An 18,892-nucleotide genomic window follows, 5' to 3' on the forward strand; every position below is an offset into this window, starting at 1 on the left:
TCCAATAAGTTTCATTGGAGGGAATATGTCAAATGTAAGATTTGGTCCGGCTGGAAGACCCATTAACTTTAAAGGTAATGCAAAGGATGCATGTACTTATATAAAAGAAGAAGGACTTGAAGCCTATGAATATCAGGCAACATATGGTGTAAAAATTTCTAAACAATCAGCAATCGAACTTAAGCAGGATTCTGAAGATAATGATGTACTTGTTTCGATGCATGCGCCATATTACATAAATTTATCATCAAACAAGGATGATGTGATAGAAAGATCCATTCAAAGGTTGATTCAAGCTGCAAAGGCTTCAGAATGGATGGGTGCTTATAGAACTGTTTTCCACCCCGGATTTTATACTAATTACACTTCAAATGAGGCTATGGATCGATGTAAAAATGCTATAAAGCAGATTATGGATAAATTGGAGGTTCTTGGGGTTGAAAATTACTATTTTGCACCGGAAACCACGGGAAAAAGGTCTCAACTTGGCAATTTGGATGAGATAATAGAAATTTGCAGGTCATTTGATCATTTTGAACCTACAGTGGATTTTGCTCATGTATATGCAAGATCTAGAGGAAAAATTAATAAACGGGAAGATTACAATCAAATCTTTCAGAAACTTGAGGATGAATTAGGGATTAAATCTCTTCATTCTCATTTCACACATATAGAATACACAGATGCTGGAGAAAGAAAGCATCATAAACTTTTAGATGATAATTATGGTCCTCCTCTCCAACCATTTATTGAAGAAATTGCTGAGTGCGGTTGGAACATTACAGTGATATGTGAAAGTCCACTAATTGATCAAGATGCTCTTGTAATGAAAAAGATGTACAGCCAGTTTTTGGCAAATAAAAAAAAGATATAACACCAAAAAAAATAACCTCTAAAACAACTCATTTTTATTTAAGAAGTCCTGATGTAAATTCTAAATAAAATATTACATTAATATTATTATTGGAAAATAATTAATATTAATGCAAGTAAATCATTGTTGTCTATAAAAATAATTATTTTTCATTTTTTTCAATATTATTTTGAGAACAAAACTTTTTTATCCATTGCAATATACAAGTATGTTCATATAGTATTGATTCTAAAAGTATAGCAAATCAACAAATATTTTGATATTCACAAATTTATACATTCAATTTGAATAAAATTTACTAAATATAAAAAATGGTAGGTATCCTAGTGAAACTGAATAATATAACTCCTGATACATTGGTATCGGACAAAAAAACTTCAAAAAATTTAAATGAACCTAATAAGGAGGCTAAACTGGTAGTACTCCAGTCTATTGGCTATCCATTTCTATGTAATCTTGTTGAAAATCCTAAAATTGAAATATTCGATAAAGAACTTTTTGAACTTTATGCCAAAGAACAGTGGGAGGGATGTGTGGTTGATGAAGGTTCATTCTTGTTTGACCAGAAATTACTTCCAGATTATGCATTTAAGATTGTGAAAGCTCATCCAGATAATTCAAAAATAACCGATAACACGTCAATTCTTCTAATTGAGATTCAAGAATCGCGTGAAATAAAGCAGATTGAAAGTAGCATCCGAATGGAAGATGTGATTGGGCAGGAACGGGCTAAGACCAAGTGCAAAATAATAATGAAATATCTTAAGGAACCAGATAAGTTCAAGGAATGGGCACCAAGGAATGTTCTGTTCTATGGAACACCGGGTACAGGAAAGACCATGCTTGCAAAATCCCTTTCAAATGAATTAAAAGTTCCATTGTTTCTTGTTAAGGCAACTAGTCTTATAGGTGAACATGTAGGGGATGGTGCTAGACAAATTCATGAACTTTTTGAAATGGCTTCTGCAAGTTCACCTTCTGTTATTTTCATAGATGAGATGGATGCAGTAGGTCTAGACAGGAAATATCAATCGTTAAGGGGAGATGTTTCAGAGGTTGTCAATGCTTTGTTAACTGAAATGGATGGTATTGATCATCATAAGGGAGTTGTAACAATAGGTGCAACCAATAATCCTCATTTACTTGATTTCGCAATAAGGAGTAGATTTGAAGAGGAGATTGAATTCACACTTCCAGATGAAAAAGAAAGGTTGGCTATTTTAGATCTTTATACCGGATCAATGCCAATTAGTGTTGATTTGAACTTAGATAGACTTGTAAAATGTACTAAGGGGATGTCTGGAAGGGATATTAAGGACAGAATTTTAAAAGTTGCTCTTCATAAGGCAATATACGAAGATACAGACACAGTTACATGGGAGCATGTCAAATATGCGCTTAAACAACATAAAACCAAACTGAACGAACCAAAAGGTATGTTCGCATAATTATTTAAGTTTTTTTCTTATTTTTTTGGATAAAATTTTAAATATACGTTTTAATGGAAAAATAGGACTTATATATACATCCCTCACAACACTCAGGATACATGCTCTTTTTACACCTATATATTGATGTGTTCTATTCATAAATACCTAAGATCATAATTTACTATTGATTATATGGACTTTGGATTTGATTAAATTATATGAATTTTTTTTGTAATATCTATTTATTTAGATTTAAAATTTAATAACAGTCAGGTTTATAAGTCATATAAAAAATTTAAATATGGAGAGGTATAGGATATTATGGGGTCTATGAATCTAAATGAGATAATTATCGATGCAATGAAGTATTCTGCTTCCGATTTGAAAATGTTACTTCTTCTTGGATTGGTACTTTTTATTGCAGATTTTGCAGATTCACTATCTGGGGCAGGAGAAACCACAGATATTCTAAGATTTTTTCTTAGTGTCGTAGTTATTTTACTTGCTATCTTTGAAGCAGGTTATGTTTTTAGAATAGTTGAAGAAACAATTCATGGATCAAAAAAACTTCCTCAATTCAATGAATTGAAAATAACATTCATACACGGACTTAAAGAGACTATAGTCCTAATTATGTACTTTTCTATTCCTCTTTTGTTGTTTGTGTTGTTCTTTGTAGAATTTTTATTCTCTATGGATTTAGATGATGTTTCTGGAGAAAGTACAGCATTATTTCTAATTATACTTGCTATAACAGTTATTATTTATGCATTCTTCCCTGCGGTATTGTTACACCGAGCTCATCACAACGGAGAGGTAAGAGCAAGCATTGATTTTAAAAAGATTTATCATAAAATACGAAATGTGGGTATTAAACGATTGATTATTGTTTACCTTGGAATATTCATAGTTGGAACCATGGTAGAAGTGGCTTTATCAGATAGTTTGGCAAATACTATTCCTATTATAGGTACTTTTATTCCTGATCTCATAATTGCCCCGTATATATTAATATTCTCTGCAAGGTTTCTGGGACTAATAGATAGATAATTAATTATTTAATAAATGTAATTTAAGTAAAATTAATCAAAATAAATTTTTTATATGAATGAATCAATGAATCCTTAATATTCTAATTAAAAATTGGTATGATTATTTAATAAATAATATTCTAATAATTTTCTATAACCACGATTTTTTTGAGAAAATAGTTTCAGCAGCTTCGATAACATTTTTTTCATCATTTTCAGCTGCTTCCTTTAGATTTTTTATTACATCATAAAATATACGTTCAACAACTACCTTTGTTAGGTCGTCAACAATTTTTTCATTACCATTCATATCGCCAAGCATTTTAAATGCTTTCTGGGTTTCATTTAACCGGATATTTTCAGCTGTAATTCTGATATTTGATATGATGGGTTCCACTTCCAAATGTTTGAGGGAACGTTTTAAAAGTTTCATTTCATTTTTAACTATATCTTCTGCGTCTGATGCTTCAGTTTCTCTCATTTCCCTACTTCTTTTTGCTATATCTCTTAGGTCGTCTATATTAAAGAGTTTCACACCAAGTTTGGAAACATCCTCTTCAATGTCTCGTGGATTTGCAATGTCTACCATAACCATTTTTGAAATAATATGTGAAGGCACAACTTCTTTAACCTTTTGATAGGTTAAAATTGGGTGCGGTGCACCAGTTGCACTTATAACAACATCTGCATCTCTCATTGCTTCATCTAATTTATCAAAGTGGATGGCTGATCCACCTAGTTCCCTTGCAAGTTCAACTGCTCTATCATGTGTTCTGTTTGCAACAACGATGGCCTTTAAATTTTTCTCAACTAATGCCTTGGCAACAAGAGTTCCCATTTTACCTGCACCAATTACTAGAACCTTTTTACATTTAAGATCTCCATGAACAGATTCTGCTAGTTCAACTGCAGCTGAACCAATAGATAAGGAACCTTCATTTATTTTTGTTTTTTTCCGTACAACCTGACCAACATGAATTGCCTTTATGAAGATTGTATTTAGCACCTCTCCACAGCATCCTTCTTTAACACTTCTCTTTTGTGCATCTTTTATCTGTCCGAGTATTTGGTCTTCGCCAAGTATCATTGATTCCAAACCTGAGGATAATCTTAGTAGATGTTCCATTGCATTGTCATCTGTTTCAACAACAAAATCATCACATTGAAGGTTTTCAATAGAACATTCTCCTAAAACCAAGTAGATCTCTGCTCTATTACATGTATTTATCTTTAGATATTCTTGCACGGGATATCTTTCATAGATATTCTTGAAAACAGACTCAAGTTTCTGACTTGATCTTTCCATTTTACTAATGTCTGCTGTTTTGTGATCAACTCTAATGTTCAAAATCACTTTTTCCACCTAAAATATAATTATTTTTAAGAATTTTTTCCCATAGAACCCTATTTTTAATTCATAATTTAACATTGTTAAGGGATATTATCAACTCGTTAACATATTTCTTAGCATCTTCCAGTTTGCCCTCTGTTAAAAGTTTTTTTATTTTTTGATCTTCTAAAATGGTATAAAGGCATGATCTTCTTTTTTTCTGATCATCTAACCTTTCTTTGAGAATTTTCCGAGCAAATGATTGGAGTTCGAGCTGCAGAACATCTTCTGGACTTATTACTTTTTCTATCTTTTTTCTTAACTCCCTTGACATGAGGGGGCTCTTTCCGCCGGTAAATATACATATTTGCACATCGCCTATGAAAAAAGATGATGGAACAATTAAATTGCCTTTATTTGGGAAGTCTGCTCTATTAATAAGTTTTTCTCCAGATAAGTCAGCTACTCTTTGGTTTAACTCATGGTCGGCTGAAGCAGTAATAACAATATCTGCCCATTCAACCCAATTATGAATTTCTTCAATTGGTTTTATAGTTGCACCAAGATCATTTAAATCTTCTGGAACATGGCTTCCCACTACAACAACATTGGCCCCTGCCTCAAGGAATCTTATAGTTCTCCTATTTCCTACTTCTCCAGAACCTACTATTAAAACTTTTTTGTCCTTCATCTCAAGAAACAGAGGAGTCCAACCCATATTAAAACTCCAAATTCTTCATTTTAAGAAGTTTTGCAGCTTTTTTCAAGTCATTATCACATTGCTGGAGTGTTTTAAATGCCTCTTCCTCGGACACATTGAATGTTTCTGAAAGGACAGTAACACTCTCTTTTGTATTTGATTCATGTTTTCCTACAAGTTCCTCTGAAAGCTGTTTTTTCAACTCCATATACTCGTCAACACTCATTCCAATCCTTCTCATTACCATATCTCTTAGTGGACATGGTTTTGAAGGTTTACAGCACCATACAAGTGAACCAAAACAAGTTCCTTCTCCTTGGCTGAGTTTAGTTTTCTCTGCAAATTTTTCTTTTATTTCAATATACTCCTGAGGAGTTAGTTTAGCATCCTCAAGTGCATATATAACTGGACAAGGTTTTACTGGTGGACAACAAAATGCTAATGCGCGTTTGTCCCCTCCCCTGCATACATGTGATGGTGAATCTTCCCATACCATTATTTTATTCCTCCGTAAGCATCTTCTCTTTCTCTTTTGGTGTTAGATCTTGGACAATCTGCTTTGGATCGCCTATTTTAAGTATTTTTCCACCACGCATCAATGCAGCCCTATCGCAAACATCAAGAACGAAATCCATGTCATGGGATATAATTAGAAAAGTCTGACTAAGTTCATCACGAGCTCTTCTTATTGAATCAGTAACCTGAACTCGTGTAATAGGATCCATAGTGCCGGTTGGTTCGTCAAGAATCACAATATTCGGTTCTTTAATCAGAACCTGGGCAAGAGCAACTCTGTGGCGTTCTCCTCCACTCAATTCATCAGGATATTTTGTTAATAAATTATTAGCATAATCTTCATCAAAACCAACTGCTTTGAGTACATATATGGCTTTCATTTTAGCAAATTCTGCGGGGAGTTCGAGACTAATTGCCTCTGTTAGGTTTCCAAGAACGTTTCTATGAGGATAAAGACTATATTCTTGATGTAAAATTCCAAGGTAAGGTATTACACGTCCTCTCCCGAAAGGACCTTTTTGTGTCATATCGATCCAATTTTCACCAAGTTTTACCTCGATTTTACCGCTGCTGGGATCTGTGAGTCCATAGAGTATTCTAGAAAGAGTTGTTTTTCCAGCACCACTAAGCCCTACAATTCCAAAGATTTCACTTGTATTAACAGTAAGATCAATACCATCAACTGCCTTAACAACTCCCCTTTCAATGGAGTAGTAATGTTTTTTAACATTTTCTATTTGTATTATGGGGCCACCAGTCTTGAAAACATCTTTTTTCTCAGGTAGAGGTACTTGAGACATGAATTCCTGGACAACAGTTTCAGGATCTCCTTCAACAATTATTTCTCCCTTTTCAAGCCATATTACATAGTCTGATAATTTTCTCATAACCTCTGGCCAGTGAGATGTAATGATCATTGTTGTGCCTTTATTTTTTACTCCATCAAGCAGTGCCTGATGAAGTAATTCAGCTGTTTTAGGATCTAATGTTCCAGTAGGTTCATCAGCAAGGAATATCATTGGTTCCTTTGCTATCTGTCTTGCAAGTACTACTCTTTGCTTTTCCCCTCCGCTCAGATCCCTTGCAATATGGGTAATTCTGTGTGCCATTTGGGCCATTTCAATCAATTCTATAGCCATATACGTACTTTCCTCTTCATCATGACCAGTTATTGATTTTAAAACATTATCTATGACTGTATCATCTTCATAAAGGGCAAATGTCCTCTGCAGCATTATGGATATTCTACGTTTTATGGCTGCAAAAATTTTGCGGTCACAGTTCCAGAAGTCAATTTTTTTTAATTCGAATTCACATCCACATCCGCAACTACATATTTTGCCAGCGGCAGATGGGGGTTCTACCCTCAAACAATCAGGGCAGATTGCTATTGTATATATGATCTGACCTTTATCTGGTCTGTAATCTTTCATTCCTCTGAACATATTTATGAGTACAGATTTCCCTGAACCACTTCTTCCAAGAATACCTAAAACTTTTCCCTCATCAATGGTCATATTCAGATTTTTTAAGATTTCGACACCGTTAAAGGTTTTTGTAACATTTTTCACTTCTATAAAAGACATGTAACCACCTTTTCTATGAGTTTGTGAATTTTTAGATAAATTAATTTGATTTATTCTATTTTGAATATTTAACTTATTAATTATTTGATTCAACCAATATATAATTTGATAATTATATCTTAAAAATTATCAATTTTTTTTATATAATCCCTAAATAAATTTTTTTAGTCATACCATTGAAAGATCAAACGGGAGAGTCCCATTAATAGCAGCTCTTGCAATAGAAAAACCATTAGCACCTGCAGAGAGCATATTTCTTGCAGACATTATATCTTTGATCGAATTGTTTCCTATAATGAATACATCAACATTTTTCGTTATAGATTCAATAACACCATAATCCGCACAATCAAATCCTGGTTTCATTGCATCGACATGAATGAAATCGGCACCTGCATCATTTATTGCTTTTGCAACTATAACATTGTCCACTCCAGGTACATTTGCACGCATCTTAACCGAGACTTTCTTATCACAATTTTCTACAACCTTTGAGGTGAAATCTTTAAGTAATTCAGGATTTTTTAGAAGAGCCTGTCCACAACCCGCTTGAACCAATTCCTGCTGTCTACAGTGGGCATTTATTTCGATTATGTCGAGTTCTGGGATATTGGATATATTTATGATAGGGTCTGGAGTGCTTGCACGAAGATTAACAGATACTAGGCCTTTGTAATCATTGTTATTTTTGATAATTTTGATTTCATTGGTTATATGTTGTTCTAAATCATTTTTAGCAATATCAAATTCTGGTCTGCCTCGTTTGATTATTTTCAATCCTGCCCTTATAGATTGTTGATCTGCATTGTAACCTCCAATGGTTAAAATATCAAAACCATAAATAGCCATTTTATTGCAGAATTTACCATCTGTTATCCCTGCCATGGGGGCTAAAACCTTCAATGGGATACCTCCATTAAAACAAAATTTAATTTGTCTAAAATGAATATTCATAAAGTATAATTAAAAACAAAGATATTTTGAGGTTTTCTAACCTCGGATCATATCATTCTTCATTTTTCATTACATGTACAAGATTGTAGGTGAATCCGCCCCTTATTTCTTCAAGTGCGAGGTCTGCAAGGTTTGCTGCTTTTTCTGCAGTCGGTGCTTTTCCAACCCCTGCTTTAAGGGCAATATTTATTTCATTTTCAATTTCTTCGATTATCTTAAGGAGTCCCTCTGGGGTTAGGCCGTTACAGGGAGACATGAAGTTGTCACCACCAATAAAGAAAAGTAAAGAACCTTTTTCAATGAGTTTCTTCATTAAGAAATGTTGTACACGATTTACTATGAAAGAAGTATCATATGCCGGGATTATATCGGTGAGAGAGTCAGTTATGCCATTTATATCTATATGGGCGATCTGGACAAAGCTTTCGTCACTTTTTACCAAACCGTCTATTGCCAGAACTTCTGTTCTTTCCTCTGACTGAGCTCCACCATAGTTTTGAAGGGCATTTGTTGCTTTTCGCTGTGCCTCGTATGGAGTTTCTGCAGCCCCAACACCCATACTAACTGTTATGGGGTATCTATTTCCTATGGACTTTTGTATTCTAAGATGATCCTCCATGTCCACGCCATTTGTCACCGCGAGCATGTTATCGAAACGGGTGAAAAATACTAGCCCTCCCTTTGCAGCAAACTGCCTTTGGAGGTCTGCATAAAGCTCTGCCTGTAGGATCTGTAGATCTGCTTCTGCCCTTGGTGTTGGAGTAACTGTCCATGGGCCATAGTTGTCAATTTGAATTAAGGTCATTTGAATCATAAAATCTCACCCAATGTAGTTCTGGCTAACATCTTTTTTTCTCCGATGTTCTTCATGTTGGTGTTTGTTACAACAACCTCTGGTATTAGTCTTTCTATTTTATTCTTGTAGGCATTATCCTTAAGGTCTATAATAAATTTGTCTAAAAAGTTCGCGTACATTTTTGCAACACCTAAACATGAAACATCATGTCCCAGAGCATTCATAAATTTGGCTGCAGGACCACTTACAGGAGCATCACCAATAATTGGAGATATCCCAACTACATAAGCATTTTTTAGGGCTTTAGATACACCTTTTAAAGTTATTATGGGTCCTATGGAAGTTATGGGATTTGAAGGCCCTATTATAACCATCTCAGACTCTTCAATAAATTCAATAAGTCCTGGTGATGGTGAAACAGGATTATATTTGATGTCAAGAACTTCAGGCATGCCTTGTCTCTCAACAAGAAATTTATGAAATTCCATTTTTCCTTCGTTTGTTTCAATGATTATATTAGATTTATCATTACTCATTGGAATTATTTCAGATTCAATACCCAGGGCTTTTCTCTGAATGTCAACAACCCTTGAAAGAGGATATTGTTCCATAAGCAATGTTTTCTGAATTTTTATGGCTCTATCCCTATCACCAATTTTAAGGGTTTCAGGGCATTTGATCTCCTTTAAAGTTTCATGTGTTATAAATGTATCATCCTTAATTCCATACCAGGTATCCTCATTGATCATTCCTGACAGTGTATACATAACAGTGTCAATATCAGGAGTCACATAAACTCCTGAAAAATAGTTGTTTTCAAGTGTATTAACAACCACACGAAGTTTATTTGGTTCTATTAATTTCATAATCCCCTGTAATAGTTTAGGGGTACCTGTTCCGCCGGAAAATATTGTTATCATGTGGATCTATCTATTTTTTTATTATTGACTAAGATTTTGAATTTTATTTAGCTATCTAATAATATTCTTATCTGAACACATCGTATTCTTTTGGTCTTAGTAGAGGTTTTGAATTTGCAGAATTATTTCTCAATATTTTGAAATAATCCACTCCTCTTATTATAACAACAGGAATTCCTTCACTTGCTTGTCCCATTACTATAGATGCTGCTGATGCTAATTCATCTGAAACTGCTGTTTGGGTTGTTTGAAGTTCACGTCCGTAGAGATCTAGTTTTCCTTCTTGGTTCCACAATGATTCCATACCAGATATCCCAATGGCAACACCCACTGCACCTTCTCTAAATGGACGTCCTTGTGTGTCAGATATTATTACTGCAACATCCTTTTCAGTTAAGGTTTCTATTTTTTTTCGGATTTGATCTGCACTTTTATCTGGATTTGTAGGTATTGGTGTTGCAAATCCATGTTCAATATTTGATTCATCTATCCCTGCATTAGCACATATAAAACCATGTTTAGTTTCACAAATTATGAAATTTGGTCCTAATTTGATTATATCGGTTGATTCGCGAATAATAGCTTCAACAAGATTGGCATTTTTCCCAGTTTTTTTGGAAATTTCCATTGCATTTTGACTTGGATTCAATGATTTAAGATCTATTACATTACCTTCTGCTTTAGCTACTGCAGTTTCTGCAATCACTATAATATCTTCATTACAAATTTCTATTCCTTCATCATCTGCATTATTAATTATAATTTCTGCAAGATTGTCTCCTTCTTTTATAAGTGGAATTTTCTTGATACCAATGATATTAACACACATTTATGCACCTTTTCATAATGAATCTATTATATGGAACTTATCTCCCATTGATCCTTTCCAAAGGCGGCTGCAGATGTCACAGGGTTGGTGAACTCTCTAAATTTGCCTTGATCCATTATAAATTTAGCTGCTTCTTGGGCATTGTTGGCATTAAAATCCACTATTTGTGGTTTTGTTTGTTCGTATGTTGATATGTACACACATTTCCCAGTTTCAACCTTTTGAACTATTAAATCTTCATGGGTAACAATTCCTATATAAGAATCTCCTTGTAGTGTTGTTGCACCAGCAATGCGTGGAGTTTTAAAATCATCCTTTTCATAATCCATAGAAAGTAACGATAATGCTATTGAATCTCTAATATTCATTCCTGAAGCTATTTTATCTGCTATCACATCTGTATGTGAACCATTTGAAACAACTGCTATGTCATCGACAATTTTTATGGAATTATATGCTATATATGGATTTTTAAACACATCTTTTTCATTTCCCTCTGTGGGAACAATAGAAACTCTGTCTTCAAATGATTTTGCTATTCTATTTGGAAAAGATCTACTGGATACTCTGTATGCAACGAATTTTCCAGATTCTGTACTTCCTACTGCTAATATTCTTCCGAGATACACTTCATTCACCACTTATACATTTTATATATTTAATCTATTTAGAGAGAATATAATAATCTTGAATTTATTGTTGTGGTATATTCACTGCTTGATCTGGTGACATATCAGATGGGGCAGTTATCACAATTGCACCTTCTTTTGCCTTTATAATTATCTCTCCCTCATCTATTACCCTTGTGTGGACGGCTATTGCACCATTTTTTATGTCCTTAGACATGTCAATTCCATTAACAGTTACTAATTTAAGACCCGCTACAGGTATAAGATAGTAATCCGAAGGCCCAGCAGTCTGGTTTATTTCGGGTTTACCTGAGGATGAACTGGTATCTGCAGCAGCTTGAAAACTACTTGTAACCATTAGAAATATTAGAATTGTGAATATAACATCTATGAGTGGAACTAAATTGACCCTTGGATTGTTTTCTTGTAACTTATTTCTGTATTTGCTTGTGTCAAGTGCCATTTATTGACTCCTAAAAATTATTATAATTTATTTTTGAATCTTTAATTTAGTAGTAGTAATATTTACTTTTTCATTGGCGTAATTTACTTTCAATTATTTCTGCATTTGTATTGCCCTTTTCCCTAACAATGCTGCTTATGTTTTTATCAAGCATATTTGGATGTATAGATATCCATATGTTTGCATCTGAATCGAGGATCTTCTTCACCTCTACAACTCCGTTAGATGCTTTAAGGGCTTCAACAGATTTATCTACATTAGAATCAACCTTAATCTTCATTTCTGCTGTTCTCCAATTTGTCATCTTCTTGGCTATGTCTATCTTATCTATTTCTTCTTCTATCTTACTGTTTATATATGAATACAATGGTAAAATGATTATTGCTACTGTAAGTCCTGCGATTGTAGTTATTAATGCGATATAAATCCCTTCGGCCATTATTGAAGGGTTTCCACCCACTCCCATGGCCTTGAATGTGTACCAAATACCTATAACTGTTCCAATCAAACCCAAAAGTGGGGCGATTTCTATTATGGTTTTCAAAGTATTGAGTCCTTTGGTCATTCTTCCCATTTCAACAATGAATACCCTTTCCATTGCATCTTCAACCTCAACATTGTTTCGATAGCCTATTTTCAATGCTTCAGATATGATTTTTGATATGGGATTCTGGTATTTTCCTATTGAGCGTAAAGCTTCAAGAGAACCACCTCTGTCCATTGCTTCATTCACTGTTCCAATGATCTGTGGAAGACTAATCTTGGATATTTTGCGCATTTTGTAAATCTTTTCAGAAGATAATATAACACCATAAATTCCAATTATGGTTATTAAATAGGTAATTATTCCTCCACTTCTGAACATTTCCATTATGGTTCCAATAGAACTTGTAAAAAATTCGTATATCATTTTATCCTCGTTACTTCATTCTTTCAACAGTTGCCCAGGATCTTCTAACAAAGTCTGGTAGATCATTGTATGGTGTGTTTTTTAAAAATGAGATGGTTTTTGGATCACTGGGATAACCCGATCCAATATCTTTAAATTCCTTTTTGATCTTGTTAATTTCCATGTCCCTTTCAACTTTGGCAACAATTGATGCTGCAGATACAATAGCATATTTATCGTCAGCCCCATGTTCTGCAACAACCTTTAGATTGTTCTGGAATTTTTCTATTTCATTTTTAAATCTTTCAGGTTTAACATCTATACAATCAATATAGGATACATCGGGATTGGAATCTCCAATTATTTTTCTCATTGCAATTTTTTCTATTTCATTGAGGTTAATATCCTTTGATCTTAACAGATCTATGTCTGTTGCACTTATGTGTACAGGGTGACATTCTGCTATTTTTCTTATTTTCCTTGAGAGAACAACCCTTCTCTTTGGAGAAATTTTTTTCGAATCCCGTAATTTAAGTCTATCCAAATATTTCAATCTTTCTTCTAATATTGCAACTCCACATACAACAAGCGGACCCAACACAGATCCCCTACCTGCTTCGTCTATGCCAACTAATTTCATGTACTATTAACCCCTTAAAAAGTATAGCTGTTGTTTAATCCTTAATTATTTTGCATATATTAAATAGTTAATAATTACAATTTATTGGCAATTAAATTAGGATATTAATTTTTAGAAAAATAAAAAATTGTTTAAAAAAAGAAGAGAATTTATTTCATCGCTTTTAAACGAACTTCGGGTTCGAGTGCCCTTGGTTCTGCAGCTACTATTGCAGCTCCCTTTGCCACAACAGTCATTGGATCGTCTGATATTTCTACCGGAATTCCAACTTCTTCATATATTCTTTCTTTTAATCCTCTGAGCTGTGATGTTCCACCAACAACTACAGTTTTGTTGTATACTCCAGATATGAGTTCTGGTGACATCCTTTCAAGAACCAGCGAAAGTGCCTCAATAAGTCTTTTAACTATTGGTTCTGCAGCATCAGCCACTAATTTGGAGTCTATTTCCACCTTTTTTGGCTTGTTGGTTTCCATGGATTTTCCAATTGCATTTGTTGTGATATTTTCAACATCTGCATCGGAATGTACCATTCCTACGGCTATTTTAGCATTTTCCGCTTCATGTATTCCTATTTCAACGTTGTAAATCTCTTTGACTTTTTCAACAATGTTTTTATCTATATCATCTCCACCATTTCGTATGGTTTCGATGTCGGTGATTCCACCTAAGGATATTACAACTATATCACTTGAACCTGCACCAATATCTATTACCATTGTACCTGCAGCTTCTGCTATAGGAAGACCGGCTCCAATGGCAGCAGATAATCCCTCACTTATAACTAGTACATAACTTGCTCCAGCTTTTATTCCTATCTCTTCAACTGCTCTTTTTTCAACTTCAGATGCATCTCCAGGAATACCTATAACAATTCTGTCAATGTTATCTGTATTTTCACCTGAACCCTTATCCATAGCATAAACCAGTAATGCTTCTGCTTGAGCTATACTTTCTATAACTCCCTTTCTGAGGGGTCTTACGGCGATAATATCTTCAGGAGTTCTTCCGAGCATTGATTTTGCTTCTTCACCAACAGCTAGAACATATGATGAATCTTCCTTTTTAACTGCAACCACAGATGGAATTTTGTATAAGTCGAATTTATCTCCTGATGGCTTAGCAACTACTGTGTTAAGGGTTCCTAAATCTATCCCTAACGTGTCGGTCAAAGCCTTTTTCTTAACATCTACCTCATCATTCTTCTTTAGAAAATCGAACATTTCATTCCTCCTTTAAAATCTTATTGAATTCTATTACAAATATCTTGTTAACTTTTGCAATTTCCTTTATTTTTGGTATAGTTTCTTCTTCAGCGGATATTAGAATTGTAGATAATGCAACATCGGCCATTTTAAATAGTGGGTCAATAGTGGTTCTTATAAATTCAGGTAACTTGTTCGTTATATAAACATCTGTTTCAATGAAACCAGTTGTTTTATCCTCTATAAGGAAATTAACTTTTAACCTTGCCTTTTCACAATCTCCCATGAACTTTTTAATGGAATTTTCAGGCCCTACACTTAAAATTAAATTTGGCTCATTCAACACATAATATGGTGCAATTTTAAGGTAAGCCCCCCCATTATCTTTGCACATTAAACTCAAGTCTCTGACTTTGTTGATGTCTCCATGTAACAAAATGAAATCAAATTTTTTGGTTACAAATGATTCTTTGCTGGTTATATGTTCTCTGCAAAGGATTTTAACCCTTTCCTTGTCGGTAATTGCTGCGTAGGCAATATTATTAACCATTTCTTCGTTTCCAGCTATTACGCACCATATTTCATCTGATTCTTGCATGGTGGAAACTTTTGCAGCTTGTCTCAAGGTTTTTATCTTATTTTCTATCATTTTTACCACGCCTTTGTGGAAATGTTCATTAAATAATTTTAAATTTAATAAAATTTTTCAAATTAATAATTTATCTATTATTTTCGTCACACCTAAATTCATACAATATACATCATGTGTTTTGCATCAGAGCTTTATATAACTATACAATTTAACCTAATTATAACTTTATTAAATTTTTTAATAATAATGTATTATCCTATAATAATCGGTTAACTCTGCATGGATAACCGCAGTAATTTCGATATTTAACTTATGGAGTAGTAACTTCATTATTAAAATATTTTTGAACTGTTAACATGGATTTTAAGAATTAATAATTGTTTTGTGATATTAAATATTAATAATATATTTTTCAACATTAGAATTTAATAATTTTTAATTGAATTATATAAAGTTTTAGATTATAATAGATATAACATAATTAAATTCTATATCATAGATGTAGAATTTATAAATCTTAATTACCATCCTCAGAGAATTATTGGACTCAATTATATTAATAGGGTAGTAAATTTAATAGGATTACATTATTTCATATTTCTGGTCAGATAGTACAGATTTTAGATTATAAAATTTTTAAAAGTTATTGTTTATAAAGGGGAAGTAGTTGTGTTTGTTAAAGGAGTGACATTAAAAAAAATAGGAATATTATTAACCATAGCAGTTCTACCTTTCCTTTTAGGGTATTTCTTACTCAGTTTCATAATATTTTCTGCAATAGCATTTTTTATGCAGTTTTTTAGAGATCCTAAACGGAATATTCCAACAGAAGACGGAGTTGTTGTAGCACCTGCAGATGGTAAGATATTGAAGGGGAAAATTGATTGTTTAAAGGTAGTAACTAAAAAAGATGACCCTGTAATGGAACATATATTAAAGGATGATGAAAAAGGAATTCTCATAAGTACTTTCATGTCACCATTTGATGTTCATGTACAAAGGGCTCCTGTCACAGGAAAAATTTTGAAAACCAAACATTATCCGGGTAAATTCAAAATTGCTATGGGAGATGTACATACTGAAAACGAAAAAAATTTAATAGTGATAGATTCGGAGTATGGAAAAATAGGAGTTATTCAGATAGCAGGTTTTGTTGCTAGGAGAATAGTTCAATATGTTAATGTTGGGGACAGTGTTAAGATAGGTGATAGGCTGGGAATGATAAGATTTGGATCCCGGGTTAATTTAATAATCCCCTACGATAAATTTAAAGTAATGGTTTTTGAGGGTGAAAAACCCACAGCAGGAGAGACTATAATGGCCGAATTAGTTGAATAAATTAAATATAAACTAAACTGGTCTGAAAGAGGTTTTTTAAAATGAATATAAAGCATTACATGTCTTACGCAGATATAGTTTCTCTTGGAAACGCTTTTTTTGGATTTTTATCAATAATAATGGTTTTAAACGGTTATCTTGCACTTGCTGCCCAGTTTATCCTTGTTGCTGTTATCTTTGATTCACTTGATGGTTGGGTTGCAAGAAAAACTAAAAGAGTTGATGAGTTTGGATTTGGAGAAAATATTGACTCATTATCTGATGTGATTTCTTTTGGTGTTGCACCGGGAATGCTTTTGTATTCAGCTTGCGCATCGTTTAGTATACCATACATTAATATAGTAGTAGCACTCCTAATACTATTATGTGGGATTTTAAGACTCGCAAGGTTCAATGTAATTACAGATTCAAGTGAGGCTTCGGATGATAAATTTGTTGGCTTACCAATTCCATCAACAGCCCTGATCTTAGGATCGTTTTATCTTTCGGGTATTTTTAGAGCAGACATAGCATTAGTAATAATGGTTGTGGTATCTGTGTTAATGGTGAGTACGATTACTTATCCAAAATTTAGGGGGATCAAAATACTATTAGCAGGTAGTGTGTTGATATTTTTAACACTTTTGCCACAAAACATTTCAACAATAATTACAAATCTTCCCGCAAAGCTTTTATTCATTGCCTCATTAACATATGTAATAATAATACCGATTATGGATTTATACGCCAAGCTTCGCAGAAGTGGTCCAAATGTTAGATAAGATACTAGGAAAAAAAGATAAAGATAAAAACGATACACCAGATCTCCGAAAGAATGGAAAAAAATCTGATTCCGATAGTTCGGATATTGGTGGACGCCTCAAAGATATGGTGGGCAAAGTTTCTGGCAAACCAAAGGATGAAGGTAAGCCTAAAGCAGATAGTGGGGATAAAAAAGGCACTTCTGATAAGAAAATTTCAAAGCCTATGCCTAAACCAAAACCACAACCTATGGATAAACCAAGGTTAAGGCCTCCTGAGAAAAAGAAGCCTGGAGGATTTGCAGGATTGGGTGGAGGATTTGGAAAGCAACTTCCAGAAGATGATCAAAGAACACTTGTTGGTGCAGCTGTTTTTGGAATTATACTGATTATACTTGTGGGCGCAGGATATTATTTCCTAGTTTTCGCACCTTATCAAGACACTTTGAACAGTGCGAAGATGGCTAAAATCAATGAAGTAAATTCTTACTTTAAAGGGGCATTAGCTGCTGATCCACGAAAGAATCTGATCTTGGCAGATATTGATACAGGTGAAACACCTGATCAGGTACTTGCAGTAGATGTTATTGGTCCAGCAACCAGTGCTTGGAGAGAATATCAGAATCAACAGATAAATCTGAAGAAGGATCCATATGGACGGGTAATGATAAGTTATTCTACTCAACCTACAGGTACAGCTAGCAATGAAACGAACTCAACCACTCCAACTACAAGTGCGAGTGATGTGAAAAATTTAATTGTAAAAGTTGCAGATGCACAAAAAATAGTTAATGAAGCAGATGCAAGTGTGCTTGCCAATATGGACATAGTAACACCAGATACTGTGGCAGTTCCAATAGTTATAGTAAGAACCCAGGCAGCTGGAGGTCTTATAAATGTTGGCGATGCAGTTGATGTTTATCAAAATGTTGCCCCTGTAACCACAGGAAACAATACGACAACACAGACCGCTCCAATAGATAATTCTCCTAAAATTAGTGGAGCAACAGTACTCGCGATTTTGAGAAATACTACTAGTGGTATTTACAGCTCTAACACCGCGAACTTTACACACACTACCCAGTTCCAAGTAAATGGTGCAGGTCTTAGTACTTCAACTGGTCAATCCGCTCAAGGAGATGTTGAACAGCTGTTAAGAGCAGGTGCATCTAGAAACTGGAACGAAGCTCAGATAAATACCCTTTTAAATGCTTATGGATGGAGATTATCTGATTTTGAAAGAGTCTCAAATCTTGGAGAACTCGATGCTCAATACCTACTATTATTGGAGGTACCTAGAGAAAATGCACTGTGGTTAATACAAAACTCAGGCAGTGTAGTTCTTACTGTCCCAACCCAAAGGGCACCTGAATGGATGATAACAGAACTTCATCAAATATATGGAACTGGATAAAAAAAATCTAAATGCC

The 18,892-nt window shown here is 33.9% G+C and carries 20 protein-coding genes; 6 read left to right on the plus strand and 14 right to left on the minus strand.

The window, feature by feature from the left end; genetic code table 11:
* The first annotated feature begins 25 nt into the window (after nucleotides 1–25).
* The 3 genes from K8N75_RS04160 (at nucleotide 26) to K8N75_RS04170 (ending at nucleotide 3,354) form a co-directional block, all read left to right on the plus strand.
* Nucleotides 26–874 (plus strand): TIM barrel protein, encoded by an 849-nt coding sequence (locus tag K8N75_RS04160; protein WP_223790854.1) that lies wholly within the window; start codon nucleotides 26–28, stop codon nucleotides 872–874.
* A 326-nt stretch (nucleotides 875–1,200) separates the two neighbouring features.
* Complete coding sequence (locus K8N75_RS04165; RefSeq protein WP_048189737.1) at nucleotides 1,201–2,322, plus strand: AAA family ATPase; 1,122 nt, start codon at nucleotides 1,201–1,203, stop codon at nucleotides 2,320–2,322.
* 303 nt (nucleotides 2,323–2,625) lie between these two features.
* A complete protein-coding gene (locus K8N75_RS04170) occupies nucleotides 2,626–3,354 on the plus strand; it encodes a DUF4013 domain-containing protein (RefSeq protein ID WP_223790855.1) in 729 nt (242 codons plus the stop codon).
* 132 nt (nucleotides 3,355–3,486) lie between these two features.
* Here K8N75_RS04170 and hemA read toward each other — a convergent pair whose 3' ends face one another.
* From hemA to K8N75_RS04240, 14 genes are all read right to left on the minus strand, one after another.
* On the minus strand, nucleotides 3,487–4,689 hold the full coding sequence (gene hemA / locus K8N75_RS04175; protein WP_223790856.1) for a glutamyl-tRNA reductase: 1,203 nt from the start codon (nucleotides 4,687–4,689) through the stop codon (nucleotides 3,487–3,489).
* A gap of 61 nt (nucleotides 4,690–4,750) precedes the next feature.
* On the minus strand, nucleotides 4,751–5,383 hold the full coding sequence (locus K8N75_RS04180; RefSeq protein WP_223790857.1) for a precorrin-2 dehydrogenase/sirohydrochlorin ferrochelatase family protein: 633 nt from the start codon (nucleotides 5,381–5,383) through the stop codon (nucleotides 4,751–4,753).
* 1 nt (nucleotide 5,384) lies between these two features.
* Nucleotides 5,385–5,861 carry a methanogenesis marker 9 domain-containing protein gene (locus K8N75_RS04185; protein ID WP_223790858.1) on the minus strand — a complete coding sequence of 159 codons (477 nt, stop codon included), beginning with the start codon at nucleotides 5,859–5,861 and terminating at the stop codon, nucleotides 5,385–5,387.
* A gap of 4 nt (nucleotides 5,862–5,865) precedes the next feature.
* Nucleotides 5,866–7,467 carry a methyl coenzyme M reductase system, component A2 gene (atwA, locus tag K8N75_RS04190; protein WP_223790859.1) on the minus strand — a complete coding sequence of 534 codons (1,602 nt, stop codon included), beginning with the start codon at nucleotides 7,465–7,467 and terminating at the stop codon, nucleotides 5,866–5,868.
* Nucleotides 7,468–7,635: 168 nt separating this feature from the next.
* Complete coding sequence (locus K8N75_RS04195; RefSeq protein WP_223790976.1) at nucleotides 7,636–8,352, minus strand: MJ0144 family RNA dihydrouridine synthase-like protein; 717 nt, start codon at nucleotides 8,350–8,352, stop codon at nucleotides 7,636–7,638.
* A gap of 121 nt (nucleotides 8,353–8,473) precedes the next feature.
* Complete coding sequence (locus K8N75_RS04200) at nucleotides 8,474–9,235, minus strand: GTP cyclohydrolase III (protein WP_223790860.1); 762 nt, start codon at nucleotides 9,233–9,235, stop codon at nucleotides 8,474–8,476.
* Nucleotides 9,232–10,137, minus strand: coding sequence for a 2-phospho-L-lactate transferase (gene cofD, locus K8N75_RS04205; RefSeq protein WP_223790861.1), 906 nt, complete (start codon nucleotides 10,135–10,137; stop codon nucleotides 9,232–9,234). The genes K8N75_RS04200 and cofD overlap by 4 nt, the downstream gene beginning before the upstream one ends.
* A gap of 67 nt (nucleotides 10,138–10,204) precedes the next feature.
* Entirely contained in the window at nucleotides 10,205–10,966 is a 762-nt protein-coding gene (locus K8N75_RS04210; protein WP_223790862.1) for a coenzyme F420-0:L-glutamate ligase, read from the minus strand.
* 26 nt (nucleotides 10,967–10,992) lie between these two features.
* The gene (locus K8N75_RS04215; protein ID WP_223790863.1) at nucleotides 10,993–11,595 is read right to left on the minus strand and encodes an IMP cyclohydrolase; all 603 of its coding nucleotides are present in this window, start codon (nucleotides 11,593–11,595) and stop codon (nucleotides 10,993–10,995) included.
* Between the two features lie 64 nt (nucleotides 11,596–11,659).
* Entirely contained in the window at nucleotides 11,660–12,058 is a 399-nt protein-coding gene (locus tag K8N75_RS04220; protein WP_223790864.1) for an ExbD/TolR family protein, read from the minus strand.
* Nucleotides 12,059–12,128: 70 nt separating this feature from the next.
* Entirely contained in the window at nucleotides 12,129–12,968 is an 840-nt protein-coding gene (locus K8N75_RS04225) for a MotA/TolQ/ExbB proton channel family protein (RefSeq protein ID WP_223790865.1), read from the minus strand.
* Nucleotides 12,969–12,978: 10 nt separating this feature from the next.
* The gene (gene rnhB, locus K8N75_RS04230) at nucleotides 12,979–13,587 is read right to left on the minus strand and encodes a ribonuclease HII (RefSeq protein ID WP_048189749.1); all 609 of its coding nucleotides are present in this window, start codon (nucleotides 13,585–13,587) and stop codon (nucleotides 12,979–12,981) included.
* A 149-nt stretch (nucleotides 13,588–13,736) separates the two neighbouring features.
* The gene (locus K8N75_RS04235) at nucleotides 13,737–14,810 is read right to left on the minus strand and encodes a rod shape-determining protein (protein WP_048189750.1); all 1,074 of its coding nucleotides are present in this window, start codon (nucleotides 14,808–14,810) and stop codon (nucleotides 13,737–13,739) included.
* Between the two features lies 1 nt (nucleotide 14,811).
* Complete coding sequence (locus K8N75_RS04240; protein WP_223790866.1) at nucleotides 14,812–15,441, minus strand: hypothetical protein; 630 nt, start codon at nucleotides 15,439–15,441, stop codon at nucleotides 14,812–14,814.
* Nucleotides 15,442–16,053: 612 nt separating this feature from the next.
* Here K8N75_RS04240 and K8N75_RS04245 point away from each other — a divergent pair.
* Genes K8N75_RS04245 through K8N75_RS04255 form a run of 3 tightly spaced genes read left to right on the plus strand, consistent with a single transcriptional unit; the run spans nucleotide 16,054 to nucleotide 18,876 of the window.
* Nucleotides 16,054–16,722: a phosphatidylserine decarboxylase gene (locus K8N75_RS04245; RefSeq protein WP_223790867.1), complete on the plus strand. Its 669-nt coding sequence runs from the start codon at nucleotides 16,054–16,056 to the stop codon at nucleotides 16,720–16,722.
* Between the two features lie 41 nt (nucleotides 16,723–16,763).
* Nucleotides 16,764–17,483 carry an archaetidylserine synthase gene (locus tag K8N75_RS04250; protein WP_223790868.1) on the plus strand — a complete coding sequence of 240 codons (720 nt, stop codon included), beginning with the start codon at nucleotides 16,764–16,766 and terminating at the stop codon, nucleotides 17,481–17,483.
* Nucleotides 17,473–18,876, plus strand: coding sequence for a DUF515 domain-containing protein (locus K8N75_RS04255; protein WP_223790869.1), 1,404 nt, complete (start codon nucleotides 17,473–17,475; stop codon nucleotides 18,874–18,876). The genes K8N75_RS04250 and K8N75_RS04255 overlap by 11 nt, the downstream gene beginning before the upstream one ends.
* The last annotated feature ends 16 nt before the right edge of the window (nucleotides 18,877–18,892 follow it).

The organism is Methanobacterium spitsbergense, from assembly GCF_019931065.1.
Classification (GTDB): domain Archaea; phylum Methanobacteriota; class Methanobacteria; order Methanobacteriales; family Methanobacteriaceae; genus Methanobacterium_B; species Methanobacterium_B spitsbergense.